This window comes from Acinetobacter sp. SM1B (genome assembly GCF_003289665.1).
GTDB lineage: Bacteria > Pseudomonadota > Gammaproteobacteria > Pseudomonadales > Moraxellaceae > Acinetobacter > Acinetobacter schindleri.
The window spans coordinates 1,324,317-1,336,570 of record NZ_QMBM01000001.1; the positions used below are offsets into that span (position 1 = coordinate 1,324,317).

At 41.8% G+C, this 12,254-nt stretch carries 9 protein-coding genes; 7 read left to right on the forward strand and 2 right to left on the reverse strand.

The window, feature by feature from the left end; genetic code table 11:
* Positions 1-15: 15 nt before the first annotated feature.
* Both C8322_RS06305 and C8322_RS14380 read left to right on the forward strand, forming a co-directional pair.
* Positions 16-4,533: a translocation/assembly module TamB domain-containing protein gene (locus tag C8322_RS06305; protein WP_004892977.1), complete on the forward strand. Its 4,518-nt coding sequence runs from the start codon at positions 16-18 to the stop codon at positions 4,531-4,533.
* 158 nt (positions 4,534-4,691) lie between these two features.
* A complete protein-coding gene (locus C8322_RS14380) occupies positions 4,692-4,841 on the forward strand; it encodes a hypothetical protein (RefSeq protein ID WP_004892982.1) in 150 nt (49 codons plus the stop codon).
* Between the two features lie 125 nt (positions 4,842-4,966).
* Here C8322_RS14380 and xseB read toward each other — a convergent pair whose 3' ends face one another.
* The gene (gene xseB, locus C8322_RS06310; protein ID WP_004892985.1) at positions 4,967-5,164 is read right to left on the reverse strand and encodes an exodeoxyribonuclease VII small subunit; all 198 of its coding nucleotides are present in this window, start codon (positions 5,162-5,164) and stop codon (positions 4,967-4,969) included.
* Positions 5,157-6,416, reverse strand: coding sequence for an exodeoxyribonuclease VII large subunit (gene xseA, locus C8322_RS06315; protein ID WP_004892988.1), 1,260 nt, complete (start codon positions 6,414-6,416; stop codon positions 5,157-5,159). The genes xseB and xseA overlap by 8 nt, the downstream gene beginning before the upstream one ends.
* 227 nt (positions 6,417-6,643) lie before the next feature.
* Here xseA and C8322_RS06320 point away from each other — a divergent pair, with 227 nt between their 5' ends.
* The 5 genes from C8322_RS06320 (at position 6,644) to C8322_RS06340 (ending at position 11,958) form a co-directional block, all read left to right on the forward strand.
* Complete coding sequence (locus C8322_RS06320) at positions 6,644-7,072, forward strand: I78 family peptidase inhibitor (protein WP_004892989.1); 429 nt, start codon at positions 6,644-6,646, stop codon at positions 7,070-7,072.
* Between the two features lie 112 nt (positions 7,073-7,184).
* Positions 7,185-7,544 carry a hypothetical protein gene (locus C8322_RS06325; RefSeq protein WP_004892990.1) on the forward strand — a complete coding sequence of 120 codons (360 nt, stop codon included), beginning with the start codon at positions 7,185-7,187 and terminating at the stop codon, positions 7,542-7,544.
* A 203-nt stretch (positions 7,545-7,747) separates the two neighbouring features.
* The gene (locus C8322_RS06330; RefSeq protein WP_004815762.1) at positions 7,748-8,017 is read left to right on the forward strand and encodes a hypothetical protein; all 270 of its coding nucleotides are present in this window, start codon (positions 7,748-7,750) and stop codon (positions 8,015-8,017) included.
* A gap of 294 nt (positions 8,018-8,311) precedes the next feature.
* Positions 8,312-10,951: a bifunctional aconitate hydratase 2/2-methylisocitrate dehydratase gene (locus C8322_RS06335; protein WP_075166863.1), complete on the forward strand. Its 2,640-nt coding sequence runs from the start codon at positions 8,312-8,314 to the stop codon at positions 10,949-10,951.
* Between the two features lie 512 nt (positions 10,952-11,463).
* Positions 11,464-11,958 (forward strand): hypothetical protein, encoded by a 495-nt coding sequence (locus tag C8322_RS06340; RefSeq protein ID WP_111810452.1) that lies wholly within the window; start codon positions 11,464-11,466, stop codon positions 11,956-11,958.
* Positions 11,959-12,254 lie beyond the last annotated feature (296 nt).

A 12,254-nucleotide genomic window follows, 5' to 3' on the forward strand; every position in this document is an offset into this window, starting at 1 on the left:
ATATTTGGGAAGAACATGGTCGAGAACCAGCAACCACAAGAAGCAGAGCCGGAAAATACGCCTTTACCTAAAAAGCGCCGTATTTTAAGAAGCATCTTACTGTCGGTGCTGTTTTCTATTCTATTTTTACTCGCGGCACTGGCGATCATGTTCTCGACGGATCGTGGCAGCAAGTTTTTACTGGATCAGGTACTGCAACGTCAGCAGATTATTCATTATGAATATGAAGGCGGTAATCTGTGGCGCGGGATTATTGTGCGCAATGTGCTGGTGACGCTCAAATCGGTTGATGTCAAAATTGACCGTGCCGATGTCATTCTAGGCTGGCGAGCAATTCTCAAACGGGAAATTCATTTAAATAATGCAGATATGCGCAATCTGCAGGTCATTAGCAAGAATCCGCCAAGTGATAAGCCGTTTTCTTATAATGATATTCGTTTGCCATTTGTGTTGCGGGTCGATCATCTGGATCTGGATCACCTGCTGATTAAAACACATAGTTCCTCAGTTGATTTTTATGATGTGGTGATTAATGAGGGACTCTGGTCGGGAACTAAGCTGACCTTCGAAAATTCGCGTATGAATATGGGCTATCTGTATGTTTATGATGCCACGGGTGATATGGACTTCCATGGTAAATATCCACTGAATGCGACCGGCGTACTGAATATTCCATCATTAAACAATAGCCTGAATATTCGTGATATTCGTATAGCAGCCCGAGGTACCTTAGAGACTATTGAAGCCGGTGTTGCTACCTATACGCCAGACTTGCTGACTGGCTGGGCCGTGATTCATCCGATGAATTCACATGTGCCGATGTTCGGTAAACTTAAATTTGAGCAGTATCACTGGCCAATATTAGAAGATCAGAAACTATTCTCCAAAGATGGTATGGCGGAATTTAATGGTGATATCAAAAAACTGAATATTAATCTCAATACAGACCTGAGCGGCAAGGATATTCCGGAAGGCCAGTACAATGCCATGATGCATACCGATCTGGTCAATCAGCTGAATATTACTGATTTTAATGGACAATTAATGAAAGGTTCAGTCAGTCTGGCAGGTATGGTCGGCTGGCATGATCAAGTGACCTGGGATGTGTCTGGCCGTGTGAATCGTCTTAATCCTAAAGATAAAGTGATTCCACAGGTCGTGCAGGACTTTCTGCCACCAAGTCTGGATGGAAATATCGCTTCTAAAGGCACATTGGAAAAAGGTTTACACCTGACAGCGCTGGTTGATTTCGATCGTTATGAAACTTGGAACATCAAGCTGGATCAGAACGAAGCGAAAAATAAAAAAGCCCAGCCGATGCTGATGAATGTGGCATGGAAGAATATCGACCGTGCAGTGCCTTATGTAGGCTGGTTAAAGAGCGAATCCGGAGATGTAAATCTGGCGCTAACCGAAGGTCAGCAGGACATCTTTGTGGCAACGCAGGTGGCTGCCCATGAGCAAGGTATGCTGCCAACAGGTATGTATCAGGCGAAACTGAATCTGAAGAATAACATTCTCAAAGTGCCGAGCTTCAATTATGCTGCGCAAAGTGGTGGCCTCACCGGTAACGCCGTAGTAGAGCTGCCGGATAAAAAACGCCAGTTAAAATGGAGCGCTGTGCTAAATGCCAAGGATCTGAATACGCAAGCACTGGCAGCGGCATCACCAGTCGATCGCCTCAATGGTCGCGTTACAGCGAGTGGTTATGCCAAGCCAAATCAGCAGATTATCAACTTAAAAGCGATCGATCTGACAGGACGCCTTGCTGGTCAAAATGAGACAGTGCGACTGACCGGTAGCAGTACGGCAGCATTGTTATTCCATGATGAAAAACGGGGCGGTGGCTTCAAGGGCTATGCAGTAAATTATGATGGCAATTTAAATGCCAGCCAGTTCGCTGCAAGTAAAGGTCTACTCAAATTCAAGGTATCCGGTACACCTGAATTATTGAAAATCAATGAATTCAGGCATGATGGTATTGCGGGCAAGATCAATGCCAGTGGTCTGGTGAATCTGGCGAATGGTTTTGGCTGGGATATCAATGCTTCACTGGTTCGCTTTAAGCCACAATATTTTGCGTCCAGTGTCAAAGGTGAGCTATCGGGAAATGTGAAAACCCGTGGCGTATGGTCAGATGCGTTGAAACGTATTCAGATTGAACGTCTTAATCTTGCCGGAATACTGAATAACAAGCCGGTACGTGGTAGAGGTAATCTGTCGATGATTATTGATAACAAACAGAGCGGATTTGTACCACAGCAGTTTGAAGCCAATAATCTGTTCCTGTCTTATGCCAGTAACCAGATTCAGGCAACCGGTAATGCACAGAATCTTCAACTCAAGGTGAATGCGCCAGCGCTCTATGAGTTATATCCAGGACTGCGTGGTCGTGCATATGGTTATATCAATATGCAGGCGCAGCCACGTTTGCGTGCTTCAACCAACCTTGCAGTCGATGATTTTGCCTTTAATAATCTGTTTAGCGTGCAGAAAATCCGGGTACAAGGCCAGTTGCCGACTTCACAAAGCACACCAACCCTGCTCACCGCAACCATGGATAACCTGCGTAGTGGTAATCGTCAGATTACCCGCGGTGAAATATCTCTAGCTGGGACACGTGCAGCGCATATCTTAAAAGTTCAGGCAGAAAACAAACTGACCAAGTTTTATGTACAGTTGGCCGGTGGTTTTAATGCACAAAACAATTGGCTGGGGCAGATCCAAAATGGTGATTTCGATTCTCTGCGTACGCGTCTGGTACAGCGTCAGAATGCTTCTGTAATCTATAACACAGCACAGTCAGATCTGTTTGTCGGTGCGCATTGCTGGATGAGCCAGCAAAGTCAGTTGTGCTTTGACCGGCCAATACGTGTCAACAAGACACGTGGTAGTGTCTCATTCCAGACCCAGAACCTGGATCTTAATGATTTTAGTGCGTTCATGCCTGAAGGGCTGGCAATTACCGGTAAGGTCAATGGCTACGCGCGTGCAACATGGGCGCAAGGTGCGAAACCGAAGATTGATGCGCGACTTGTCACCCGAAATGGTGTGGTGGGGCTAGCTGCTGAAGATCCGCAATATCTAGGGCAGACCCTGAAATATGATGAAGTCGGATTGGTCGCGAAAAGTGTTGCAGATGGCTTGCAAATTCGTCTGGATGTGAAAACACCGGATATCGGAACGGGATATGCCAATGTCATTATTGATCCATATCGTGACAGTAAACCGATGCGTGGTGAAGTCGCTTTTAACGAAGTACAGCTAAAAGTATTCAAGCCATTTATTCAGGATGTGCGTACGCTGGAAGGCACCTTATCTTATGCGGGTAAGATCGGCGGTACACTAACCCAGCCATTATTAAACGGTGAGATTCGCGTAAAAGATGGGGCGATCAGTATGATTTCCCTGCCAGTGAATCTGACCAATGTGCAACTGTATTCATCTGTACGTCAGGATTCTGCGACAATTAATGGTGCATTTAACAGTGGTCGTGGTGTAGGCCGCTTGACTGGTTTGGTGGACTGGAAAAACGATCCACGTGTTCAGTTACGTCTCAAAGGTGAAAATCTGCTGATACGCCAGGCACCACTGATTACAGCTGTCGTCACGCCAGATTTGGCTTTGGACCTTTATCCATTTAACAAGAAACTCAGTCTGAATGGTTCAATAGAAGTTCCACGTGCTTTGATTTCTATGCCGGAAGCGTCTAAACCAGTTGTTAATATTTCTTCAGATGTCCGTATTGTACAGGAAGGTCAGGATCAGCTGGCAATTCTAAAATCAGCACGTCCATGGGATATTCGTGCTGATGTTGCGGTGTCACTGGGTAACCAGGTGATCTTCCAGGGCTTTGATAGCCGTATTCCATTGATTGGACGGGTCAACCTGTCTCAACGTGGTCTGGAAACAGCGATGCGTGCCAATGGTGCGATTGGTGTGTCCCAGCGGGTAAAAATCGAAGCGTATGGTCAAAGTCTGGATCTGAACCGTGCCATTGCCCGTTTTAACGGTCCATTGTCTAATCCGACCCTGGATGTTGATGCCAACAAATCTGTTCAGGGTAGTGTCGTAGGTGTACGTGTTACCGGTACAGCCTCAAGTCCTGCGATTCAGGTGTATAACGATGCCGGCTTGTCTGAACAGGAAGCATTAAATGCCTTGATCACTGGCCGGATCAATGAAGGTAGTTCAGCATTAAGCCAGTCTGAAAGTTTCAGGTCTGATGTTAACAATACCATTGCCGCTGCGGGGATCAGTTTGGGTCTAGGTGGTACACGGGCATTGACCAATCAGATTGGTCGTACTTTCGGTTTGAGCGGCCTGGCATTGGATGCACAGGGTACAGGCGATGATACCCAGGTATCAGTCACTGGTTATATTACGCCAGACCTGTATATTCGCTATGGTGTAGGTGTCTTTACCCCAGTGAATAAACTGACTTTGCGTTATCAGATGAATCAGCGTCTATATCTGGAAGCGAGTCAGTCTCTCGAACGAGCCATCGACTTGTTCTATAATTGGCGTTTCTAAAAGAAAAAAAGCCCTTCAAGTGAGGGCTTTTTTTAATTGTGGAGTTGAAGCAACTCTTGTCTTTTTAAAATGATAAAGATGTATAACATTTCTAGCCTTGATGTTGGGTTCCAATCTGTCATATCTATGGGTTAAGCATATTGAGTAAAGGAACACATATGACCAATCTATCAGAGCAATCAGATAAAGATGTTACGCCACATAAAGAATCCAACGATGACAAGGGCAATCAGGCTTCTTATAAGAATGTTAAGCCTGAGAAAAAACCCAATGCAGAGCCTGAAAATCCGCTAAGAGAGCAAAAATAGACTGTTCTCATCTAAAAAAGCCTTCTTCATGAAGGCTTTTTATATTCGAAAAATAGCCTAAGTTATATTTTAAACCTTATTACTTGCTCTAAAAAATAAACATAATAGGAGATAAAACTTAAATTTTATTCCTTAAAAGTGTCATCTAATGCTTGCTGTACTGCATCGACACGTGTTTTACAGGCTTTATAGGCTGCCATGGATTCCTCAACAATCTTCATCAGATTATCAATATCCGGTTCCTGCTGGGCATCCAATAATTCCGCATTTCGTTTCAGAATTTCATAGCCTTCTTTAAAGCTTAAAGTATTGTCATTATTCATGTGGATTTACCTGTGTGATATTGGCTGCAAAAGTTCCATCCTGCATTTCGACCTGCACCTCACTTTCAAGTTCATGGACAGAACGCACAGCATGACCTTGTTGACGGACGATGGCATAGCCTTTGGAAAGTACTGTTTTCGGATTCTGGATCAGCGTTTCACGTAACAAGGCTTCAATCTGTTGTTGTGCAATTCGGGTTTGCTGACGAGCCAAATTGCCGATATTGGATTTCAATTGGGTAACTTCTTTGAAAGCATCCGAGACTTTGGCATTGGCAATACTTTGAATCAATGTCATCAATTGATCATTCTGGTTTTGATAGGCCTGAATCTGCTGCCGGGAACTACGCTGAATAATTTGCAGATTGGTAATGACATCCTGCACACGCTCCACAATGTGATTGCGAATCCCAGCGATGACTTTACTCGGGGTATCATAGGAACGATGTGCAATTTCATCCAGAATGGTCCTGTCTTTTTCATGACCAATACCAACCCAGATTGGCACACTACGCTTACACAGTAGGGCAGCCAGTTCATAATCATTCAGGTAGGCCAGATCATTGACTGCACCACCACCGCGGATAATCACGATTAAATCAGGCGCCGTTGTGTAATCTTCTGCCCACTGTTTCAGCCCTTGTGCCAGGCTTTGGCGAATACTTTGTGGTGCAGTATTTCCCTGAAAAGTCGCCGAGTGATAAACAAACTCGCATACCTGTGCATCCGCTAGTGCATCTGCATCCTTTTTAAAGTCACCTAAACCAGCAGCATTTTCAGGAGCAATCACCAGAATCCGGTTTAGGTCGAATGGTGTTGGTAATTGCCGGTTGCGTTCAATCAAACCTTCTGCCGTGAGTCGTTGTACGATTTCCTGATAACGTCGGGCGATATCACCGAGGGTATAACTGGAATCTATTTCAACGATATTCAGGGAAAAGCCATATTGCGGATCAAAACTGGCTTTGACCTTAATCAGAACATTTAAATCACGACTTAACTCAATCCCAGTTTCCCGTTCAAACGGGGTCACAATTTTCTGTGCAGCAAATTTCCAGATGGTGGCACGGCAACTGGCAATCACCTGATCATTGTCAGGATCTTTTTCTGCCAGTTCCAGATAGTAATGACCTGCCTTGATATTCAGGTTGCGTATCTCTGCCTTGACCCATACCGGTGTATCGAAGGTGAGTTTAATCACCTCCTGCACGGTAGAGAGATATTCCTTGAGCGAGAATTGGGGATCTTGCATAGCCGCAGAAAAGTTTAAAATTCAAGCAAATTTTAGCTTAAACCTGCATATCACTCAAACCAGATTACTAAGTATTCTTGTGGCTTAATTGCAGCAGGGCAATATAAAAGCATCATAATTTATCGCTGATAGTAGCTTCAGCATTGATTTACATACATTTAGATAAACTTTCTTGAGTATGACTATGTTAAATTAAGTCGGAATGGTCCTTTAGAAGAAGATCGCCAATGAAAAGAATCATGTATCTGGGCATGTTGATCGCCGTATTAACAGGATGTGCAGCACAGCAACCAGAAGAAACACCGCGTATTGGCATGCCGAATCCTGCCAGTGCTTATTGTGTGGATCAAGGTGGGAAGCTTGATATCCATAATGAAGTGGATGGTCAGGTGGCCTATTGCCATCTGCCAGATGGTAAAGTGGTGGAGGAGTGGGCATTGTATCGTAGCAATCAGGACATCTGCCTGTCTGAAGCAGCACATAATCTGATCGGTCAGTCTGGTCTGAGTGAAGCGCAAATCAAAGCCAAAACCAAAGCTAAAATTGTGCGTATGATACAACCGGGACAAGCAGTAACTATGGATTTCCGTGAAGACCGTGTTACGGTCACCGTAGATCCAAAAACTGGAAAAATTGTTCAGTCCAGCTGCGGCTAAATCATTTTGACAACAAAGCCCTGTAGAGGGCTTTTTTGTTGCAGCCGGACTTGGCAAATTAAATGACAAATGCGCTGTGATCTTTTATATTGCCCTGCGTAAGGAGAAGTTCATGAAAAAGTTATTTGCTTTATCTGTTTTGGTGGCTTTGGCTGGCTGTGCCGAAAAGAAACCACTCACCCCTGAAGAGCAGTGGCAAGGTTATTGTCGTAGTGTGGGCAATGCTGCACGCAGTATCATGCTGGACCGTCAAAATGGCATTGAGAAAGAAAAAGCTGTTGAACATGCCAGCAAGGTTGAAGATGAAACTACCAAAGCATTCGTCATGACCATTATTGATGACGTTTATAAAATGCCATTGGATGAAATCACCAAAGATGTGAAAGAATCGCGTGAAAAAATCCGTGCTGAATATACTGAAAAATGTATTGCAACACCGCATGACGAATTGCCAGATTATAAACCGTTCTAAGGAACGGTTTTTTTATAGCTTTGCCATATTCAAATTATTTTATGCAAGCGTGAAGAAGTTATTTATCTAATACTAATTTCTTATAAAAATAGCCTAAGCGGCTTGTACAATTTGTGACAAATTCTAAATCTAAAATATAGCAATACTTATCTAAATATCGAATAATGAAAATATCTCCAAAATAATTAAAAAGGAGCAGCATTATGAACGTTGTGGGATACTTACATCATGCAGACCTGTTGCTCGAAGATGAACAGGGCATGGCGATCATTGGTGGTGGAAACTACGTGCTGAGCGTTGGTGATAAAGTCAGTTTAAAACGTATTCTTGATCAAAATAAAAAACTCTATCTGGTCGATATTTCCTTTGCCAGTAACAATCATAACGGCACCTACGAAGACCAGTGTGTACTCAAATTTGAAGGCTGTCGTGATGCATTTAACCAATATTTGAGCACAAGCACAGTACACTAAGGTGGAGTATCTTTTTTCTTATAACTCAGGCAACATTCGTGTTGCCTTTTTTATAAGTGAAATTCAGCTAAAAGTGCTCAATTAGAGCTTAATTTATGCAAGAAAACAGATTTTTGACTATCAAATAATCATTATGCACATCATTTATTTACAAAATAATGAGCATCACAAAGAAACACTTTACTTGCATTAACTTTTAACTGGAATTTTAGTAAAATTTGAGAGTCCATATTATTTGTGAAGCTCTATAAAGTAGGAATTCACAGATAATTTTTTAAAAAAGAGGAATAAACCGTGCTAGAAGCTTACCGCCAACACGTTGAAGAACGTGCCGCACTCGGAGTCCCACCGAAGCCACTTGATGATGCTCAAACCGCTGCATTAGTTGAATTATTAAAAAACCCGCCAGCTGGTGAAGAAGCTTTCTTGGTTGATTTGCTTGAAAACCGTGTTCCAGCGGGTGTAGACCAAGCTGCTTATGTAAAAGCTGCTTTCCTGTCTGCTGTTGCAAAAGGCGAAGCGACTTCTCCATTAGTTTCTAAAGAACGTGCGGTTTACTTACTAGGTACTATGCTTGGTGGTTATAACGTAGCGCCTTTAGTTGAGCTTCTGGAAAATGCTGAACTTGGTGGTTTAGCGGCTGATGCCCTGAAGAAAACCCTGCTTGTATTTGATGCATTCCACGACGTTGCTGAAAAAGCAAAAGCGGGCAATGACAATGCGAAAGCAGTACTTCAATCATGGGCTGAAGCTGAATGGTTCACTAGCCGTCCAGACGTTCCAGAAGAAATCAAACTGACTGTTTTCAAAGTAACAGGCGAAACGAATACTGACGACTTGTCACCTGCACAAGACGCGTGGAGCCGTCCAGACATTCCATTGCACGCAAATGCAATGCTGAAAAACGTTCGTGATGGTATCAACCCAGAAGTTCCTGGTGAAGTTGGTCCATTAAACCAAATTAAAGAACTGATCGCGAAAGGCAACCAGGTTGCTTACGTTGGTGACGTTGTTGGTACCGGTTCTTCTCGTAAATCTGCAACCAACTCTGTGCTTTGGTTCTTTGGTGACGAACTGCCACACATTCCAAACAAAAAAGATGGCGGTTACTGCTTAGGCGGTAAAATTGCGCCAATCTTCTTTAACACCATGGAAGATGCGGGTGCATTACCAGTTGAAATCGATGTTTCTAACATGAACATGGGTGATGAAATCACTCTGAAAATCGATCACGCTGCTGCAAAAGTAACTGCGTTCAAAAACGGCGAACAAATTGCTGAATCTGAACTGAAAACTCCAGTACTTCTAGACGAAGTACGTGCTGGTGGCCGTATTAACCTGATCATTGGTCGTGGTTTAACGGGTAAAGCACGTGAAGCTTTAGGTCTTGAGCCATCTTCTTTATTCCGTACTCCAGTACAACCTGCTGACTCTGGCAAAGGCTTCACTTTAGCGCAGAAGATGGTTGGTCGTGCATGTGGTCTTCCAGAAGGTCAAGGCGTTCGTCCAGGTACTTACTGCGAACCTAAGATGACTACTGTTGGTTCTCAAGATACAACAGGTCCAATGACACGTGACGAATTAAAAGATTTAGCGTGCTTAGGTTTCTCTGCAGACTTAGTAATGCAATCTTTCTGTCACACAGCTGCGTATCCAAAACCAGTTGACGTTCAAATGCAACACACGCTTCCTGACTTCATCATGAACCGTGGTGGTGTTTCTTTACGTCCAGGTGACGGTATTATCCACTCTTGGTTAAACCGTATGCTGCTTCCAGATACAGTAGGTACTGGTGGTGACTCGCATACTCGTTTCCCAATTGGTATTTCTTTCCCAGCGGGTTCTGGTCTTGTAGCGTTCGCTGCTGCGACTGGTGTTATGCCACTGGATATGCCTGAATCTGTACTTGTGAAGTTCAAAGGTAAAATGCAGCCTGGTATCACTTTACGTGACCTGGTACACGCGATTCCTTACTACGCAATTAAAGAAGGTGACCTGACTGTAGAGAAGAAAGGTAAGAAAAACATCTTCTCTGGTCGTATCTTAGAGATCGACTTAACAGAAATGGAAACTGACCTGACTGTTGAGCAAGCATTCGAATTGTCTGATGCTTCTGCTGAACGTTCTGCTGCAGGCTGTGCGATCACGCTTTCTGAAGAGAAAGTTGCTGAATACCTACGTTCTAACATCACGATGCTGAAGTGGATGATTTCACAAGGTTATGGCGATGCTCGTACTATGGCGCGCCGTGTTGAGAACATGGAAAAATGGTTAGCGAACCCATCACTGCTAAAAGCTGATGCTGATGCTGAATACACTAAAGTGTATGAAATTGACCTTGCTGACATCAACGAACCTATCCTGTGCTGCCCGAACGATCCAGATGATGCGAAACTGCTTTCTGACGTTCAAGGCGACAAGATTGATGAAGTATTCATTGGTTCTTGTATGACTAACATCGGTCACTTCCGTGCAGCTGGTAAGTTATTAGACAAAGTTCCTGGCGGTTCTTTATCTACTCGTCTATGGTTGGCTCCTCCAACGCGTATGGACGAACACCAGTTAATGGAAGAAGGTTTCTTCAACATTTATGGTAAAGCGGGTGCGCGTACTGAAATGCCAGGTTGTTCATTATGTATGGGTAACCAAGCACGTGTAGCACCGAACACAACTGTAGTATCTACTTCTACACGTAACTTCCCGAACCGTTTAGGTCAAGGTGCAAACGTTTACTTGGCTTCTGCTGAGCTTGCATCTGTTGCTGCGGTTCTTGGTAAATTACCAACTCCAGAAGAGTATCAACAATACGCTTCTCAAATCGACAGCATGTCTGCTGACATTTACAAGTACTTGAACTTCGATCAAATGTCTGAATATACAGATGCTGCTGAAAATGTAGATACCAAGAAAATTGCTGCTGCTCAGTTGTCTTAATTGATTAAGTAGTTGAAAATAAGGGCTGATTTATCAGTCCTTATTTTATTAAACTTAAATAGAAAAGCTTAACTTATCTAAAAGGCTATAAAAATAATCTGGATAGTTGAATAAATATATTTAAAATTAGTCTTTTTTGATACACTAGAAAATATGAATGATGTAGCAATTTTATCTATCCTAAAGTCAAAAAATGTACCGATTACGAGTGCAGAAATCTCTTTATCTTTAATGTTAGGAGAAGAAATAATCTATGATTATTTGATAGATAATATTTTACTCAATGGTGAAAATTCTTTGTTTTCAAAACTGCATCAAATAAGTTCGGATTAAGAGAGTGGTTAAAAACTGAAAGATACTCCGAGGTTTATCCAACAAGCGCAACAAAAATTAGTCCTCTTGATGAAATAATTTCCGTATTTCCAATCGAAAATATCTTAAATTTTAATATCAAAAATAAATTTAAATATATTGATTTTAGTGAATCTAATTTTAAAACAATAATAAAGCCAATGCAGAGATCAGTAGCTGAGCAGGATCATAGTATAGTTCAGCTAGTCTCATGTTTTGTTGTAGGAGATTGTAAAGATAATATAATTACCTTTTATAAAACGAATTATCAACCTGAAAAAAGGCTTAATTATAATAAAAAATGTATAAATTTTGGGGGGCATATTCTATATGAGGAATTCTTTACATTATTTGATTGTTTAGATACTTCTTCTGATTTTCCCTTTGTATTAAGGGAGTTATTTGAAGAAGTTAATATAGATAGTACCCAATTAATAAAGGTCTCTCAACTTGGACTATTATATGATGATAGTACAGAAATCGGTGCTCAGCATCTTGGTTTAGTTTATAAAGTATTACTTAAAGATATTGGTAGTATATCAACAAAAGAAAAAAAATTATTTTCAAACTTAAAAATTGAAAATATAGAATTTCTTAAAGTTAACTATAACTCTTTAGATAGTTGGTCAGAAATTATTTTACGGAATCTAAAATGAATTTTTTTGATGAAAATTCTTTAGCCTATACAATATTAATTGGCGCATTGGGCTCTATAATAGGGGCGGTAGTAATTTCATACTATCAAAGTTTTTTAAAATTAATAAATAAATTTATTAGTACCTCCCAAGTCTTAGCTTTTTTATCAAGACATTTAGTTTTTATTATTATAAATTTATCATTTATCTTATTATTTTTTCATACAAGTGATATTGTGTGGATAGGCTTTCAATCTATTTATCTAAGGCAGAGTAAAACTTGAAGTGCGACATAAACCACCTAATTAATTTAAAGG